Below are 16,081 nucleotides of genomic sequence, written 5' to 3' on the forward strand. Positions count from 1 at the left end.
AGGAAGAGTCAGGGTCGACTTACATAAAGAGAGGAAGCCCCCATGAGCCTCTACATCCTCGTCAAGTCCGTCCTCGCAGCATCCCCGTACTACCAGGTGAACAACCACATGATGCCGCAAGTCGGTGCACAGTCCGGCAGCTCGGATCGGGCCTGGCCTTGCCCGCAGATCGTGGACAGGTAACTACGCTGCGTCAGGTTCCTCAGCAGCAGATTTGTTGAGCAGATTCATTTCGAACTCCACCGACGGCACGTACCCCAACGCGCCAGTGCAGTCACCGACCTTCAACCCCGCCCCAACCCCCGGCGGACCACTTCCCCCCCCGGTCGTAGAACTGAAGTCTTCAACGTCGCCCACACATTCTCGGCCATCACATCGTCCTAAGCCACACCCCGGTCCTCCCGACCGACTGCAGCATCTCCGGGCCACAGCACATCGGCGACCCCAGCGAGGTACAACCAGCCCTCACCGGTGCGAAAACACGTGATGTCGACAACCCCAGACGCGGCTGAGTCCGCCGGCGCCCCAACCTCATGTGACCCGGTCACGGATCTCATAGGTGCCCACACCGGGAATCGTGGTCACCGGGGTGGACTTTTCCTTCGCTGATGCCCCAGGCCCTGGCGCAGCATCAATGTCGCCACGGTCTTCACGGTGACCTCAGTGCCCTCCCGGGCGAGCTGCGCATGGCCCCGGAAAACCCCGTAGACGTCATCGGACCCGGCGAAGACCTTCCCGACCCTGGTGCCCGGTTCGTAGCGCTCGTCGGACGTTGGCAAAAGCTCGCCGACAAGGCTGCTGCTCTTCCCAGGAACCTGTTGTCCTTGTGCAACTCGGCGACCTGAAAGCACAGGGCCTTGAGCTCGGCGCGTTCATCCAGGGTCAGTTCCCCGGTCGGTCCGCCGGCCCCGGTGGCTCATACGGCGGCGACCCACTTGCCCAACGACTGGGAACCGACACCCAGCTCCCGGGCGACCTCGGCGATGGTGCGTCTCCGGAGTCGTTTGCCGGGGATCTTCCCGGCCATGGTGACCTCCTCTCGTGCGGGTCGGGTCCCGCTACTTCGCGTGCCCACTCAACGAACGTAGGGCCAGCGTCGCTCGTTCCGCCCTGCCGTGAAGACGATTCGTCACAGTGATCCGGAGTTCCCCGACCTCACCCTGCATGATCTTCGGCATACAGCGGCGTTATTGGCTATCTCTTCCGGCGCGACACCGCCGGCGGTTCAGCGGATGCCGGGACACTCCAGTGCTGCGTTCACGCTGCGGGTGTACACGGGACTGTTCGATGATGATCCGGAATCGGTAGCGGTGAAGATGGATGCGCGGATCTCTGGCGGACTGAGAGCGGACCAAACCAAAAAAGACCCTCACTCCGACTGCTCGGAATGAGGGTCTGACCTGGGTCATTACTTGTGGAGCTGAGGGGAATCGAACCCCTGACCTTCTGCTTGCAAAGCAGATGCTCTACCAATTGAGCTACAGCCCCAAAAGTCCGTTGGTGGGCCTAGCAGGATTTGAACCTGCGACCTCGTCATTATCAGTGACGCGCTCTAACCACCTGAGCTATAGGCCCTCGAACGAATGGAAACTATACCGACACTCTCCCGAAACACACAAACCAGCAGGTCACAGTGTATTTTCACAGAATTTCAGCGTGTCATTCCACGCGGTGTGTGCCACTGCCCCAGCCAGCCGCCGCCGCACCACCGGCAGCGGGCGCTTCCACGGCCACCTCGGCGGTCACCGTGTCCGCCTCAACAGCCATTTCAGTGTCTGCTGCAGCCTCCGTTCCGGTGTCAACCTCAGCGTTCCCAGCAGCGTCCCCAGCAGCGACCTCAGCCTCCGCAACGCTCTCGGAAGCGGAAGCCTCGGCAGCCTCGGCAGCCTCCAGGACAGCACCGGCACCGAGAGTCACCCGCAGGCCCCCCACATAGCCCGCCACGGCGTTGTAGAGCATCGCGCCCAGCGGAATGAACAGCGCGGCGACAACGACCTCCACGACGCCCACGAGCGCGGCGATACCGAAGTACATGCCCGCACTGACACCGTCAGCACCGAGCAGGTCTCCGGCAAGGCTGTTCACCCGGTCCCAGACCCCGGCAGCACCGAGGATGATGTAGACGAGCACCGCCGCGATCATCCACGCAACGAAAAGGCACACCCCCACGGCCGCACCGAGCTTCGCGGCACTGCGGGGGTCGATCGAGGCGAGCGTGGTCCGGACCAGGGTCGGCCCGTCCTCGCGCACGGTCCCGTCACTCACGGCGTCCTCTCCCATCGGGCCCTACTGGTCCTCGTGCTCGGCGACCTGCTGGGCGGATTCTTCGCCCTCGTCCTCGACATTGCGGTCGATGGCGAGCAGTTCGACGCCCTTGGCCAGGTCGACCAGGCGCACACCCATGGTCGCACGGGAGGTCTTGCGGATCTGCCCGACCTCGGTGCGGATGATCCCGCCGGCACTGGTGACGGCGAAGATCTCGTCGTCCTCGGTGACGGTGACTGCACCGATGAGCTTGCCGCGCTTGGCGTCGTACTTGAACGTGACCACACCCATGGTGCCGCGACCCTTGACCGGGTACTCCTCCATCGGGGTGCGCTTGCCGTATCCACCCGAGGTGGCGACAAGCAGGCAGGAGTCGTCGTGGACGACGGTGAGAGCCAGCAGCTGGTCCTCGCCGCGGAAACGCATGCCCTTCACACCGGCGGTCGCGCGGCCCATCGGACGCAGCGTGTCGTCGTCGGCGGTGAACCGCAGTGCCTGACCCTCCTCGGAGACGAGGAGCAGGTCATCGTCCCCGGTGCACAGCTGCGCACCGATGAGCTTGTCGCCCTCGTTGAGGTTGATGGCGATGAGGCCGCCGGACCGGGCGGTGTCGTAGTCGGTGAGGCGCGACTTCTTCACGCGTCCCTGCTGGGTCGCCAGGACCAGGTACGGGGCGTCCTCGAAGGACTGGATCTGGATGATCTCCGCGATCTGCTCGCCGGGCTGGAACTCCAACAGGTTGGCGACGTGCTGGCCACGGGCCGTACGGGACGCCTCGGGCAGCTCGTACGCCTTGAGCCGGTACACACGGCCGTAGTTGGTGAGGAACATGATGATGTCGTGCGTGGAGCACACGAAGAAGTGACGCACGATATCGTCCTGCTTCAGCTCGGCACCCCGGACACCCTTGCCGCCACGACGCTGCGACCGGTAGTTGTCCACCTTCGTGCGCTTGGCGTAACCGGTGGAGGTGATCGTGACGACCACATTCTCCCGGGCGATGAGGTCCTCCTCGGACACGTCACCGGTGGCGCCGACGATCTCGGTACGACGCTCGTCGCCGAACTTCTCGACGATCTCGGCGAGCTCGTCGCGGACGATCTCACGCTGACGCTCAGGGGACGCCAGGATCGCCTTGAGGTCAGCGATGGTCTCCTCGATCTCGGCGAGTTCGTCGATGATCTTCTGGCGCTCCAGGGCGGCAAGGCGACGCAGCTGCATCGCAAGGATGGCGTCCGCCTGGACGTCGTCGATATCGAGGAGGTCTTTAAGGCCCTCACGGGCGATGTCGACGGTCGCGGACCGACGGATCAGGGCGATGACCTCGTCGAGGGCGTCGAGCGCCTTGACCAGACCACGCAGGATGTGGGCGCGCTTCTCGGCCTCGTCGAGACGGAACTGGGTCCGTCGCACGATGACCTCGATCTGGTGCTTCACGTAGAGGCGCAGCATCTGGTCGAGACGCAGGGTGCGCGGCACCGAATCGACGATGGAGAGCATGTTCGCGCCGAAGCTGGTCTGCAGCTGCGAGTGCTTGTAGAGGTTGTTCAGCACGACGCGCGGCACGGCGTCCCGCTTGAGCGTGACGACGATGCGCATGCCGACGCGGTCGGAGGACTCGTCGTCGATCTTGGAGATGCCGGCGATCTTGCCGTCGCGCACCTGCTCGGCGATGGAGCTGACCAGGTTGTCCGGGTTGACCATGTAGGGCAGCTCGGTGATGACGATGATCTGGCGGCTGCCCTCCTCCTCGATCGTGGACCTGCCGCGCATGCGGATCGAACCACGACCGGTGGTGTAGGCGTCCTTGATGCCCTGGTCGCCGACGATGAGGCCGGCGGTCGGGAAGTCCGGGCCCTTGACCCGCTGCATGCAGGCCTCGAGCGCGGTCTGTTCGTCCGCCTCCGGGTTCTCCAGGAGCCAGAAGATGGCCTCGGCGAGCTCGGTGAGGTTGTGTGGCGGGATGTTCGTCGCCATACCGACGGCGATACCGCTGGAACCGTTCATCAGCAGGTTCGGGACGCGGGACGGGAGAACGTCCGGCTCCTGGGACTTGCCGTCGTAGTTCGGGGAGAAGTCGACGGTGTTCTCGCGGATGTCCCGGACCATCTCAAGCGCCAGCGGCGTCAACCGGCACTCGGTGTAACGCATGGCGGCGGGGCCGTCATTGCCGCGGGAACCGAAGTTCCCCTGTCCGTCGACGAGCGGGTAACGCATCGACCACGGCTGCGCCATACGGCACAGGGTGTCGTAGATGGCCGTGTCGCCGTGCGGGTGGTAGTGGCCCATGGTCTCGGCGACCGGGCGGGCCGACTTCACGTAGCCACGGTCGTGGCGGAAGCCGTTGTCGTACATCGCGTAGATGACGCGCCGGTGGACCGGCTTCATGCCGTCGCGGACCTCGGGGAGGGCCCGACCCACGATCACGCTCATGGCGTAGTCGATGTAGCTGTTCCGCATCTCCTCGGTGAGGTCGATGGGGGTGATGCGGTCGAACAGCGTCTCGCCGCCGCCGTTGGTGTCGTCGCTCACGTAGTGCGATCCCTTCTGGCTGCCTGGATATGACCTGACCATTCTAGCATGTCAGGGGACGTATTTCCGGCGGCTCGCACCTCTTCTTCCCGGTTTCACGGTTAGGCTGGGCTGCATGAGTGACAGAACACAGGAATCAGGACGCCCCGCACGCCGTCGACCCCCGGTGCCCAGCCTCGCGAAGGTGACGGACGTACGCACGATCCCCGGCGGCATGGTCCGCGTCACGGTGGCTCCGTCGAAGCCTGTCGCCGACATGGACCTGGTCTTCACCGACCATTACGTGAAGCTGCTCTTCCCGCCCGCCGGTGCGTCCTGGTCCTGGAATGACGCCGATCTCGACCCCGCCACGCTGCGCGACGTCTACCCGCGCGAGGAGTGGCCCGTGATGCGTACCTACACGCTGCGTTCATGGGACGCCGCGGCGAACACCCTCGACATCGACTTCGTCGTCCACGGCGACACCGGTCTCGCCGGCCCCTGGGCCGCCACGGTCGAACCTGGTGCGGTCATCGGTTTCGCCGGTCCGGGTGGCGCCTGGCGTCCCTCCCCCGACCACGACCGCTTCGTGCTCGTCGGTGACGAGGCCGCGGCACCGGCGATCTTCGCGGCCGTCGAGGCGCTCCCCGCAGGTGCGACCGCCGAGGTCTTCGTTGAGGAGGAGGACGCCGACCACGAGCTGGAGGCACCGGAGTCCGCCGCGGAGGTTACCCTGCACCGCGTCCTGCGCAACGGTGCGGTACACGGCACGGAACTGGTCCGCGCGGTCGTGGACTCCGGTCTCGCCGGTGAGGGGCGTGCATCGTGGTTCGTCCACGGTGTGGCCGAGATGATCCGCGATATGCGTCGTCACCTTTTCGTGGACAACGGTATCCCCAAGGCCGATGTATCGATCTCCGGCTACTGGCGGCTCGGCATGGTGGAGGACGAATGGCAGGCCTCCAAGCGCGAGTTCACCGAGGAGATCGAGGCCGCTGAGGCTGCCGCGCTGAAGAGTTAGGCGGCAGAGTCAGGCCGCAAGGTAGAGGTACGGACGCTCGGCGTCCGTGATCTCACCGGTGGTCCGCTGGCTCACGTGGAGCAGGGCGACAGTGTGGCCTCCGGCATCGAACTCCTGGTAGAGCCGGGTGGTGAGGTGAACCGAGGCGCCGTCGACGACTCCTGCCCCGCTGCGGTCCGCGTGGAGGGACGCCGGGAGATGCTCCCGGGTGAAGCGGCCCGCGGCGAGGGTCTGGAGGGGATTGAGGACCGAGATCCCGAGAGTCGGGGCGGTACGGATCTCCTGCCAGGCGGGATCGTCAGCGGGGACGCGGACGGAGACGAGTCCGGGGGCCAGGCTCTCGTCGAAGAAGGAGTCGATGACCACACACATCATCCGACCGTTGACCTCCGCGGCCAGGACGGCCAGCGGAAGTCGGGCCTGGTCGGCGACATTTCCTGTGTTGGTGGCGGCTTCGGCCGCCTTCAGTGCTGTGGTCATGACGACAAGTAGACCACTCGGTCTGGACGAATGCAAGTACCGATCTGTCTACTTTCTCTGTCTTTCCAGGTCACACCGTGAAAATTAAGTAGACCAAGCGGTCTGTATAGGTAGTTACCCGACACCTTCCCGACAGCTCCCCCGCGACCCACTCCTCGTCCATGTGTACATATGTTCTATTAAGTGCCGGAGTGACGTTCCGGCGTCCGCCCGCCTCCTACCCTGACACCATGACCACACCACAGGCACCACCACCGACTGCCCCTGATCCACCACCGCCTCAGTTCGAGTTCGCTGCGTTCTCCGTCAACGTCTTCGCCGGATACAGGCCGGGACGTGACGCACCGCTGTGGGCTGTCGAACTGGCTGGGGATGCGCTCGCCGCGTCCACCCGGGAGCTCAATCTCAACCACCTCGCGATGGCGCGTGCCTGTCTCCCCGCCCCGGACACGGATCTCGAACGGCACCTGTCCACACTCACTGCGCGTACGGGCATTCCCCGTCACAGAGTCTCCACCTACTGCGACATCGGGTTCATGCTCACCCGCTTCCACGCGGTGGCCTCGCGGCTCGCCCACGGTGCGTTCAGCCTCGAACACCTGACAATGCTGACGCGCGCGCTGGAAGGGGTGGATGACGAGCGTCTCCCTGCCGTCCAGGAGAGTCTCCTCCGTGCACTTGTCCCGCGTCGTAGCGGTGAGGCACTGCCCGGCGTCCGGGCACTGCACAACGAGGTCCAGAAGATCATCGCCGACTGCGATCCGCTGGCCCGGCCCCTGGACGAGGGTGAGCAGGCGTCCACCCGACCCCTCGATAAACGCCCTACCGAAGAACGCCGGGTGTATTCGCAGAGCTTCCCCGACTCCTCCGTCACCACACTCACCGCGGTCCTCACGGATGTGGAAGCCGAGGAGTTCACGACCATTCTCGACGCCGTCTGCCGGAAGCTCTCGTGTTCCCGTGCCGACGGACTGATGCACCTCGCACGGGGAACGGCCGACGTCTCTGTGACCCTCAACCTCTTCCGTGATCCGGACTCCCCCATCGCCGCCACCGAGAACGGCACCTGGTTGGACGCACTTGCCACCGAGGATTTCATGGAGCGGGTCAGTGCACTGCGCGTCATCGGTCATGGTGCGACAGAGCGCTACACCCCGACGGAGGCGATCGCTGCTTTCGTCCGCGGCCGGGACGGAACCTGCCGCTTCCCCGGATGCGATGTTCCGGCACTCATCTGCGATCTGGACCATGTGATGCGCTTCCTCCCGGACAATGCCGGCGGTCCGACGTCAACGGAGAACCTCCACTGCCTGTGCCGGAAGCACCACGTCATGAAGACAATGGGATGGTTCGACGTCACCCTGTCCGGCGACGGCGCCGAGATGTGGACCAGCATCGACGACGGCCACATCTATATGACGGAACCGAGTGGCCCACTGGCGACGTACGCGAGGTCCACCCTCCGGATACGGTCGGACCGGCGCCGGGCGACTCTGCGCGAACACAACCGCCTCAGGTTGGAGAGTCTCGATGAACTGACTCAGGCACTCTCCGATGCACGCCATGGGGAGGTGCCGTTCTAGACCACCGCATGTGCCGCGTTGATCGCCGCCGTCACCTCGTGACGCAGGGCCACGAACCCAGGCTCTGCGGTGAGATCGCGGAGTCGGGACTGCAGTGTTTCACGTGAAACATCGCCATCCCCGAGAGGGATCCGGAGATGATCCGGGACGCGCACTTCCTCAATCACGCGCCCAGGGCCGGCCGCCATGACCACGACCCGGTGACCGAGCAGCAGAGCCTCCTCCACACTGTGAGTGACAAAGACGATCGTCGGACGGGACCGTGCCCACACCCGCAACAGTTCCGCCTGGAGCTGCTCCCGGGTGAAAGGATCGAGCGCGCCGAAGGGCTCGTCCATGAAGACATACCGGGGTCCTGCCGCAAGTACCCGGGCGATCTGGGTGCGCTGCTGCATGCCTCCCGAGAGTTCATGGGGCAAGCGGTCGGCGGCATCGGCGAGACCCACCAACTCAATGAGCTCATCTGCGTCCGCCTTCTGCGCCTCACTCCCCGAGTACCGGTGGGAGAGGCGGACATTGTCACGCACCGAGTACCACGGCAGCAGGGTCGGTTGCTGGAAGACCACTCCCCTCTCGGGATCGGCACCACGAACCCGTCGTCCGTCGACCCGGATCGCCCCATCGGACGCCTCGAGGAACCCGGCCAGGATCCGCAGTAGTGTCGACTTCCCGCACCCTGACGGACCCACGAGGCAGATGATCTCCGCGTCCGGAACCTCCAGCTCCACTCCCCTCAGCGCCTCGACCCGTCCGGCGGATGTGGTCTCGTAGACCTGACTGACATTCTCGATCGTGATCACTGGTAGTCCTTCCAGAGCTCGGGGCGGGTGGCCGCCTGGTAATCCTGTGCGGTCTTGGCCGACGGAATCTCTCCCTGATCCACAAGGAACTCTGCCGTCGACTGAATCGCCTCAGCGAGCTCGGCGAGATAGCGGGTCTCCTCGGAACCGTGGATGAACGTCTGCCCCTCAATCTGTCGCGACGCCGAATCCTCATCCATACCGGAGGCGCCGGCATTCACCTTCCCGAATTCTTCCGGGTCCTCGTCGGCATGGTCGACCACCCAGGCTTCGAGGGACAGGAAGGTACTGAGGATCTCGCTGTGCTGATCGATCCACAGATTGGAGGCGAGGGTGACGTTGTAGGTCGAATGGCCGGCCTCTGCCTGCTCGGCCGAGTCGGTGAGTACGTGCCCCGGAGTAGAGCCGCCGGTGCCCTCCTTGAGTTGTTCGAGTGTCGGGTCCCAGACGTAGGCGGCGTCGATCTGATCGGACTTCCATGCGGCGGGAAGCTTGTCCGGGGAGACGTTGACGATCTCCACATCGCGCGACGGGTCCAGCCCGGCGTCGATGAGAGCATTGAGAAGGCTGTAGTGGGAGGTCGAGGAGAACGGCACCGCAATGCGTGATCCCCTGAGGTCCTTGATGGAGTCCGCGTCTTTGGCGACCAGAGCCTCTGTCTCACCGATCACCGAGTTCGCCGAGACGACCGAGACATCCAGATTCAGCGGGGCACTGAGTGCCTTCGTGGTTGGAGTCGACCCCAGTGCAGCAATGTCCACGGAGCCCGCTGCGAAGCCCTGGACGATGTCCTGTCCGGTCGGGAAGCGCGTCCAGGAGACTTCGGCGTTCGGCAGACAGGCTTCGGCGAGTTGCTGGTCCTCAATGTAGAGGTCCGTCGCAGGGCCCCCGAGATAGCCGATACGGATGCGGCCGTCAGCCTCCGAGGGGGCCACCGGACATTCGATGTCATCAGAGCTGTTGACCCATTCATTGGCCGGTGGTCCGACACAGGCCGAGGTCCCCAGTCCGGTGACGGCGAGGACACCGGCGAGCGGAAGAAGTCGTCGCGGTTTCACGTGAAACCGGGTGCGCGGATGAGTCACTGCTTCGTCCTCCAGGGGGCGTAGGTCCGCTCCACCCACAGCAGCAGCTGATCGAGAAGCAGAGCGGCGACACCGATCACGATGATGCAGGCGATCGCCAGGGCGGTATCCAACTGGGTTCCGGAGATGTAGGCGAGCCCGCCGATGCCGGGGATTCCGTCGTTCATCTCGGCCGCGACGATGGCGGACCAGCACAACCCGGACGCCAGTCGAATGCCGTTGATGATGTCCGGCAGAGCGCCGGGAAGAAGTACAGTCCGGAAGACCTGTCGCCGGTTCGCGCCGAGGGACTGCGTCGCCAGAACCCAGTCGCGGCGTACTCCGGTGACACCGGACAGTGTCGCTACAGCCACGGTCGGGAAGGACGCTAGGAACAACAGGGCCACCTTCGACTGGTCACCGATTCCGAACCACACGATCAGCAGCCCGATGTAGCCCAGCGGAGGAAGCGCACGGAGGAAGGAGAGATACGGCTCGACGACCGAACGGACAGCCGCACTACTGCCCAGTCCCCAGCCGACAAGAATGCCGACAACCGTGCCGGCACCGAGGCCGACCGCGATCCGCTCAAGAGTCGCGAGCAGATGCTGCCAGAGGAAGTAGCCCTGGACGCCACACTCCTGACGGTTGCTGGCGGCAGACGCCGATTCACAGAGATTGGTGGAGACGAGTCTGTCAGCCACCTCACCCGGACCGGGAAGTACGACAGGATCGAGTCCTGCCCAGCGCGCGACCGCCCACCAGGCGGCAATCAGTCCCGCAAGAACACCCACATGCCGAAGCACCCGGACGCCGCGCCCCTTCCCCACTCCCCCGGTCTTCGCTGATGCCGGTGTCTTTACAGATGAGTCGGTACTCTTCGTCACCTGACTGTCGGCGCGGATGGTCGTACTCATGCCAGATTCCGCGCAGATTCCTGGTTACCCACGGGTGCCCCATGATTCGTCACTGTGACGCCAAGCCGCCGGAGAGCGGGAACGGTCCCCTCCCCCACCTGGAAGCTCTCCTCGATATGCGGATAGCCCGAGAGGATGAAGTGTCGGATGCCGGACCGGCGGAAGGCGTCGATGGTCGCGGCCACCTGATCGTGGGACCCGACCAGTGCGGTGCCTGCTCCACCACGGAGCAGTCCGATACCGGACCAGAGCCCCGGGGAGAACTCGAGAGCCCGGGCATCTCCGCCGGGAACGAATCCCGAACCACGACCATGGATCTCAGACATCCGACGTTGCCCGACCGACTGCGAGGTCTTGAGTCCCGCCTGAGCCCGGGCCACATCGGCGGGGTCGATGGAATCGTAGATCTTCTGTGCGACCGCCCAGGCCTCCTCCTCGGTGTCCCGGGAAATGACGTGGAGACGGATGCCGTAGTCGAGCGTCCTTCCGTAGGCTGCGGCACGGGCTGCGACGGTCTCCAGCTTCTCTGCGACGTCATCAGGGTGTTCACCCCAGGTGAGGTAGACATCGGCGCGTTTTGCGGCGGTCTCGATGCCGGCCGGCGAGGAACCGCCGAAGAAGACCGGCGGCGTCACGGAAGGACGCCGGGCCAGAGAGGCACCGTCCACCGAGATGTGCTCCCCCCGGACGTCCACCGGTTCAGATTCGGTCCACAGCCGCCGGACCAGGTCCAGCGACTCATCTGCGGCGCCGTAACGCTCCTCCTTGGTGGAGTAGTCACCGTAGGCACGTTGTTCGGCGTCCTCCCCACCGACGACGACATTGAGGAGCAGGCGGTTCCCGGAGAGTTCCTGGTAGGTCTGGGCCTGCTGGGCCAGGAGCGTCGCAGGGACGAGGCTGGGACGGTAGGCCACGAGGAACTTCAGACGCTCAGTCGCGCCGAGCAGGGCCGCGGTTGCGAGCCAGGAATCCTGGCACCACCGGCCGGTGGGCGTGAGCACGGATTCGAAGCCGTTGTACTCCGCAGCCTGAGCCAGCTGGGTGAGATAGCGCAGATCAGGGAATCGGGTGCCGAGCTGGGCGTCAGCTCCGTGTCCGCCACCGACGATCCCGCGGGAATCGCCGTTGGTGGGGAGGAACCAGTGCAGGGTGACATCGGAAGGTGTTGGAAGAGTCATAGCCATCGAGTAGACCACTCGGTCTGTGACGAACCCACTGATCCATTCGCGGTGATCGAAACAGACAGAGCAGTCTGTTCTTTTCATTCGCAGTGACCTAAGGTAGCTCCCATGACCCTCACTGTCGCAGACGCCCCCGACGCAGACACTGCCACCGGCACCGCGCACTTCGCCACGCCGGTCAACGGCCCTGCCCGCGTCCTCCACCAGATCCGCACCGCCCCCGGTATCACCCGGACGCGACTGCACGAGGATCTCGGATTCTCGCAGCCCACCGTGACCAGGCATGTCGCGGCACTGATTGATGTGGGCCTGGTGGAGCAGGCATCCCCCACCCAGTCCTCGGCGACCACTGTCGGGCGGCCCGGAACCACACTCCTGCCCGCTGGTCGTCACCTCAGCGCCCTCGGTGCGCACGTCGGCCTGCGCAGTACCCAGCTGGTGGCCGTGGACGGTGTCGGTCGTCCGCTGCGCTCCCGCACCCTGAAGCTCCCGCTGGCCGATCTCGCTCCGGAGGACGCGCTGGAAGCGGTCAACCACGGTCTCACCACACTGGGCCGTGGGCTTCCGGATCCGGTAGGACTCGGAGTCGCCTTCTCCTCCCCGGTGGACGCCGCAGGCCATGTCACCTCGCAGGCCTACGGCTGGGACGATGTCGATGTCGCCGGCATTCTCGGACGCTCCGTCACGGGCCTACCGGTCTCCCCGGCGACGGGTGTCGGTGCCATGGCCGGCGCTGAGCTGACCAGCACACCGCTGGGAACCACCGACCGGGTCACCCCCGGCGGACGCTCCACCCTCTACGTCTACGCCCGCGAACTGGTCGCCCATGCCTGGATCGTCGGGGACGCCGTCCACCAGCCGTTCACCGGAACCTCCCCCGCGGCCTTCACCGCCATCGCCGAATCCGGGTCCTTCCGCAGTTCACGGGGCGGAACCGGACATCCGCTGGGCACCACGGCAGTGCTCGACGCGGCCCGGCGCAAGGGACTGGGGGTGTCCTCGATCCCGGAGCTGGTGGCACTGGCGTCCTCCAATGTGGTGGCCCGTGCACTGCTCGACGAGCGCGCCGAGCTCCTCGGACGCATCATCACCCTGGCGGTGGAGGTCGTCGATCCGGCGACGGTGGTCTTCGCCGGTGACGCGTTCACCGCCGATCCGGACGCCGTGAAGATCATCGCCGGTGGACTCCAGCGCAGTGCCCCGCGGCGGGGACTGAGCATCCAGCGGGCAGGTGACGGGATCCTGTCCCGGGCGGCCGCGGTCACAGCCCTGCACCGGCTGTGGACGGATCCCCTGGGTTGAACTGTCGGGCTGACCTGCTCAGCTGATCCGGTCGACGTAGGCCTCGAGCCGGTCGGAGATGTCCTCCGGCTCGCGGGCCCACCGGTTGTGCCCCAGTGTGCCGGGCAGTTCCTCGACCAGCGGGTACGCCTTCGGCATGAGGTTCGCCAGCGCCCGGCAGGAGTCCACCGTGCAGTAGTCGTCGTTGCTGTACCGGGTCAGCAGGACCGGCACCCGCACGGCCTGCAGCGCCTCCATGTATTCCAGGTCGCGGCCACGCAGCCGGTCGAGAGAGTTCGTGCGACCGAACCGCGCCCACTCCCTCAGCTGGACACCGGACTGGCGGCCGTATCCGGAGACATCGAGGGGCCCGCCCGGCCAGAAGCCCAGGATCCGGCCGACAGTGCCCATGAGCAGGCCACCGACGCGCAGGCGTCGTCGTTCCGGATTCGGGAAGGCACGGGCGAACGGCGAACCGGTCCCGACCCCCATCAGTCCGATGATTCCCAGCTCACGGGCCTCCGGGCGGGCCAGGAGCAGCGAACCGATCTGTCCGCCCATCGAGTGGGTGAGCAGGATGACCGGGTGGTCGGCGGCGAGGTCGAGGCGCGACTTCACCGCACGGATGGTGCGCGGATAGTCCTCGGACGCCAGGTCGTGGTACCCCCACCGGTCGGTGAAGGACGCCACGGCGGTGCTGGAGCCCTGGCCACGCAGCTCACCGATACCGACCGGGAAACCGCGTCGGGAGAGCGCCTCGGCGACCGGGCGGTAGTAGTGCGCACCGACACCGAACCCCGGCCAGATCATGATCAACGGCCGGGTGGTATCACTCCCCTCGCCAGAGCCCTCCCCCGGGAACACCGGGATGCGGGAGGCGGAGCCGTCGGGCATGACCACCAGGATGCTGGTGGCCGGGACCGTCGTCATATCAGACATCGAGGAACCGGACATCCTTGGCGTTGCGGGTGATGAAACTGCGGCGGGCGACGACATCGTCGCCCATGAGGACGGCGAAGGTCTCGTCGGCGTCCGCGGCGTCCTCCAGGGTGACCTTCTTGAGGATGCGGTCCTGCGGATCCATGGTGGTCTCCCACAGCTCCTTGGCGTTCATCTCGCCGAGGCCCTTGTAACGCTGGATGCCGTCGTCCTTGTTGATCTTCCGGCCGGCGGCGAGTCCTTCGGCGAGCTGCTTGTCACGCTCGGCGTCGGAGAAGGCGAAGCCCGGCTCACCCTTGGCCCACTTCAGCTTGTACAGCGGCGGCATGGCGAGGTAGACGTGGCCGTCCTCGATCAGCGGACGCATGAAACGGTAGAGCAGGGTCAGCAGCAGAGTCGCGATGTGCTGGCCGTCGACGTCGGCGTCCGCCATGAGGACGATCTTGTGGTAGCGGAGCTTGTTGATGTCGAACTCATCGTGGATACCGGTACCCAGGGCGGTGATGATCGCCTGGACCTCGGCATTCTTCAGGACCTTGTCGAGGCGGGCCTTCTCCACGTTGAGGATCTTGCCGCGCAGCGGGAGGATCGCCTGGAACATCGAGTCGCGGCCGGACTTGGCGGAACCGCCGGCCGAGTCGCCCTCCACGATGTAGATCTCGGACTTCACCGGATCCTTGGAACGGCAGTCGGCGAGCTTGCCGGGCAGGCCGCCGAGATCGGTGGCGGACTTGCGGCGCACCAGGTCACGGGCCTTACGGGCGGCGACACGGGCCTGGGCCGAGGAGACGGCCTTGTTGACGATCGCCCGGGCCTCGGCGGGGTTGGCGTCGAACCAGTCGGAGACATGCTCGTTGGTGGCTTTCTGGACGAAGCCCTTGATCTCGGAATTACCGAGCTTGGTCTTCGTCTGCCCCTCGAACTGCGGGTCACCGACACGCACGGAGATCACCGCGGCGAGACCCTCACGGCAGTCGTCACCGGTGAGGTTCGGCTCCTTGTCCTTGAGCATCTTGTGGTCACGGGCGTAGCGGTTCATCAGGGAGGTCAGCGCAGCGCGGAAGCCCTCCTCGTGGGTACCGCCCTCGACCGTGTTGATGGTGTTGGCGAAGGTGTGGACCGACTGCGCGTAACCGGAGTTCCACTGAAGGGCGATCTCGACCTCGTGGTCGTCACCCTTGACCTCCAGGTCGATGACGCTGGGGTGCACCGGGGTCTTCGACTTGTTGAGGTGGTCGACGTAGTCCTTGAGACCGTCCGGGTAGTGGAAGACCTTGGTGCGCACCTTCGGTGCGTCCTTCTTCTCCTCCAGGGCCTCTTCGTCCGCGGTCTTCGGGGCGGCAGCCTCGTCGGCGGCGGCGTCCTCGAGATCTTCGGCCTGCTCGACGACCTGCTTGCGCTCGTCGGTGAGCGTGATGGTCAGGCCCTTGTTGAGGAAGGCCATCTCCTGGAGGCGGCGGGAGACCGTGTCGAAGTTGTAGGTCGTGGTCTCGAAGATCTCCGGGTCGGCCCAGAACCGCTGGGTGGTGCCGGATCCGCGGGCCTTCTTGACCTGCTCCAGTTCCTCGGGGATGGAGTGGTCGAAGACCTGGTGCCAGAGGTAACCGTCGCGCCTGATCTCGGTCTCGACGCGGGTCGACAGGGCGTTGACCACGGAGATACCGACACCGTGCAGACCACCGGAGACCGCGTAGGCCTGGGAGTCGAACTTGCCGCCGGCGTGCAGCTCGGTCATGACGACCTGGACGGTCGGACGCCCCGTCGGGTGCATCTCCACCGGGATACCACGGCCGTTGTCGGAAACCTGGACGGAACCGTCGTCCTTGAGGGTCACCTCGACACGGTCCGCGAAACCTGCCATCGCCTCATCGACGGAGTTGTCCACGACCTCCCAGATGAGGTGGTGGAGACCGCGCTCACTGGTGGAGCCGATGTACATACCCGGACGCTTACGGACCGCCTCGAGGCCTTCCAGGATGGTGATCTGGTCTGCACCGTAATCCTCGGACCCGTGGTGGGATTCCGGTCCAGCGTTCATC

General features: G+C 65.6%; 14 protein-coding genes, 2 tRNA genes and 1 pseudogene. 5 read left to right on the forward strand and 12 right to left on the reverse strand.

Annotated elements, in window-relative coordinates:
- Positions 1 to 42 precede the first annotated feature (42 nt).
- Complete coding sequence (locus ACZ9GM_RS12505) at positions 43 to 183, forward strand: hypothetical protein (RefSeq protein ID WP_291474820.1); 141 nt, start codon at positions 43 to 45, stop codon at positions 181 to 183.
- A 398-nt stretch (positions 184 to 581) separates the two neighbouring features.
- On the opposite strand, the gene ACZ9GM_RS12510 is transcribed toward ACZ9GM_RS12505, so the two are convergent.
- Positions 582 to 851, reverse strand: coding sequence for an IS3 family transposase (locus tag ACZ9GM_RS12510; protein WP_476038037.1), 270 nt, complete (start codon positions 849 to 851; stop codon positions 582 to 584).
- A gap of 261 nt (positions 852 to 1,112) precedes the next feature.
- Between ACZ9GM_RS12510 and ACZ9GM_RS12515 the strand changes: the two are divergent.
- Positions 1,113 to 1,391, forward strand: a pseudogene (locus tag ACZ9GM_RS12515) (tyrosine-type recombinase/integrase); the annotation flags it as partial.
- A 24-nt stretch (positions 1,392 to 1,415) separates the two neighbouring features.
- Here the strand turns inward: ACZ9GM_RS12515 and ACZ9GM_RS12520 are convergent.
- From ACZ9GM_RS12520 to gyrA, 4 genes are all read right to left on the reverse strand, one after another.
- A tRNA-Ala gene (locus ACZ9GM_RS12520) sits at positions 1,416 to 1,488 on the reverse strand.
- Positions 1,489 to 1,498: 10 nt separating this feature from the next.
- Positions 1,499 to 1,575: transfer RNA gene (locus ACZ9GM_RS12525), tRNA-Ile, on the reverse strand.
- Positions 1,576 to 1,659: 84 nt separating this feature from the next.
- Positions 1,660 to 2,265, reverse strand: a complete 606-nt coding sequence (locus ACZ9GM_RS12530) for a DUF3566 domain-containing protein (RefSeq protein ID WP_291474829.1) — start codon at positions 2,263 to 2,265, stop codon at positions 1,660 to 1,662.
- 21 nt (positions 2,266 to 2,286) lie between these two features.
- The gene (gyrA, locus tag ACZ9GM_RS12535) at positions 2,287 to 4,797 is read right to left on the reverse strand and encodes a DNA gyrase subunit A (RefSeq protein WP_291474831.1); all 2,511 of its coding nucleotides are present in this window, start codon (positions 4,795 to 4,797) and stop codon (positions 2,287 to 2,289) included.
- A gap of 115 nt (positions 4,798 to 4,912) precedes the next feature.
- On the opposite strand from gyrA, the gene ACZ9GM_RS12540 reads away from it, so the two are divergent.
- Entirely contained in the window at positions 4,913 to 5,797 is an 885-nt protein-coding gene (locus tag ACZ9GM_RS12540) for a siderophore-interacting protein (RefSeq protein WP_291474834.1), read from the forward strand.
- A 9-nt stretch (positions 5,798 to 5,806) separates the two neighbouring features.
- Here ACZ9GM_RS12540 and ACZ9GM_RS12545 read toward each other — a convergent pair whose 3' ends face one another.
- Positions 5,807 to 6,277 carry a flavin reductase family protein gene (locus tag ACZ9GM_RS12545; RefSeq protein ID WP_291474836.1) on the reverse strand — a complete coding sequence of 157 codons (471 nt, stop codon included), beginning with the start codon at positions 6,275 to 6,277 and terminating at the stop codon, positions 5,807 to 5,809.
- Between the two features lie 230 nt (positions 6,278 to 6,507).
- Here ACZ9GM_RS12545 and ACZ9GM_RS12550 point away from each other — a divergent pair, with 230 nt between their 5' ends.
- Positions 6,508 to 7,860: an HNH endonuclease signature motif containing protein gene (locus ACZ9GM_RS12550; protein ID WP_291474838.1), complete on the forward strand. Its 1,353-nt coding sequence runs from the start codon at positions 6,508 to 6,510 to the stop codon at positions 7,858 to 7,860.
- Here the strand turns inward: ACZ9GM_RS12550 and ACZ9GM_RS12555 are convergent.
- The 4 genes from ACZ9GM_RS12555 to ACZ9GM_RS12570 all read right to left on the reverse strand — a co-directional run bounded on the left by ACZ9GM_RS12555 (position 7,857) and on the right by ACZ9GM_RS12570 (position 11,819).
- Positions 7,857 to 8,660 carry an ABC transporter ATP-binding protein gene (locus ACZ9GM_RS12555; protein ID WP_291474840.1) on the reverse strand — a complete coding sequence of 268 codons (804 nt, stop codon included), beginning with the start codon at positions 8,658 to 8,660 and terminating at the stop codon, positions 7,857 to 7,859. The genes ACZ9GM_RS12550 and ACZ9GM_RS12555 overlap by 4 nt on opposite strands.
- Positions 8,657 to 9,718: a taurine ABC transporter substrate-binding protein gene (locus ACZ9GM_RS12560; RefSeq protein WP_291474842.1), complete on the reverse strand. Its 1,062-nt coding sequence runs from the start codon at positions 9,716 to 9,718 to the stop codon at positions 8,657 to 8,659. Before ACZ9GM_RS12560 ends, ACZ9GM_RS12555 begins: the two co-directional genes overlap by 4 nt.
- A gap of 23 nt (positions 9,719 to 9,741) precedes the next feature.
- Complete coding sequence (locus ACZ9GM_RS12565) at positions 9,742 to 10,428, reverse strand: ABC transporter permease (RefSeq protein WP_291474844.1); 687 nt, start codon at positions 10,426 to 10,428, stop codon at positions 9,742 to 9,744.
- Between the two features lie 209 nt (positions 10,429 to 10,637).
- Positions 10,638 to 11,819, reverse strand: a complete 1,182-nt coding sequence (locus tag ACZ9GM_RS12570) for an LLM class flavin-dependent oxidoreductase (RefSeq protein ID WP_291474846.1) — start codon at positions 11,817 to 11,819, stop codon at positions 10,638 to 10,640.
- A 111-nt stretch (positions 11,820 to 11,930) separates the two neighbouring features.
- Here ACZ9GM_RS12570 and ACZ9GM_RS12575 point away from each other — a divergent pair, with 111 nt between their 5' ends.
- On the forward strand, positions 11,931 to 13,124 hold the full coding sequence (locus ACZ9GM_RS12575; RefSeq protein ID WP_476038038.1) for an ROK family transcriptional regulator: 1,194 nt from the start codon (positions 11,931 to 11,933) through the stop codon (positions 13,122 to 13,124).
- Positions 13,125 to 13,142: 18 nt separating this feature from the next.
- Here the strand turns inward: ACZ9GM_RS12575 and ACZ9GM_RS12580 are convergent, their stop codons facing one another.
- Together ACZ9GM_RS12580 and gyrB are read right to left on the reverse strand one after the other, a co-directional pair.
- The gene (locus ACZ9GM_RS12580; RefSeq protein ID WP_291474858.1) at positions 13,143 to 14,033 is read right to left on the reverse strand and encodes an alpha/beta fold hydrolase; all 891 of its coding nucleotides are present in this window, start codon (positions 14,031 to 14,033) and stop codon (positions 13,143 to 13,145) included.
- Between the two features lies 1 nt (position 14,034).
- Positions 14,035 to 16,080, reverse strand: coding sequence for a DNA topoisomerase (ATP-hydrolyzing) subunit B (gyrB, locus tag ACZ9GM_RS12585; RefSeq protein ID WP_291474859.1), 2,046 nt, complete (start codon positions 16,078 to 16,080; stop codon positions 14,035 to 14,037).
- Position 16,081: the final 1 nt, after the last annotated feature.

It is taken from the genome of Corynebacterium sp. UD i78, from assembly GCF_056280545.1.

What these genes read in the sequence shown, in the direction of transcription:
- ACZ9GM_RS12505 (WP_291474820.1), top strand. Translation starts at nt 43, where the DNA reads ATGAGCCTCTACATCCTCGTCAAGTCCGTCCTCGCAGCATCCCCGTAC.
- ACZ9GM_RS12540 (WP_291474834.1), top strand. Translation starts at nt 4,913, where the DNA reads ATGAGTGACAGAACACAGGAATCAGGACGCCCCGCACGCCGTCGACCC.
- ACZ9GM_RS12545 (WP_291474836.1), bottom strand. Translation starts at nt 6,277, where the DNA reads ATGACCACAGCACTGAAGGCGGCCGAAGCCGCCACCAACACAGGAAAT.
- ACZ9GM_RS12550 (WP_291474838.1), top strand. Translation starts at nt 6,508, where the DNA reads ATGACCACACCACAGGCACCACCACCGACTGCCCCTGATCCACCACCG.
- ACZ9GM_RS12570 (WP_291474846.1), bottom strand. Translation starts at nt 11,819, where the DNA reads ATGACTCTTCCAACACCTTCCGATGTCACCCTGCACTGGTTCCTCCCC.
- ACZ9GM_RS12575 (WP_476038038.1), top strand. Translation starts at nt 11,931, where the DNA reads ATGACCCTCACTGTCGCAGACGCCCCCGACGCAGACACTGCCACCGGC.
- ACZ9GM_RS12580 (WP_291474858.1), bottom strand. Translation starts at nt 14,033, where the DNA reads ATGACGACGGTCCCGGCCACCAGCATCCTGGTGGTCATGCCCGACGGC.
- gyrB (WP_291474859.1), bottom strand. Translation starts at nt 16,080, where the DNA reads ATGAACGCTGGACCGGAATCCCACCACGGGTCCGAGGATTACGGTGCA.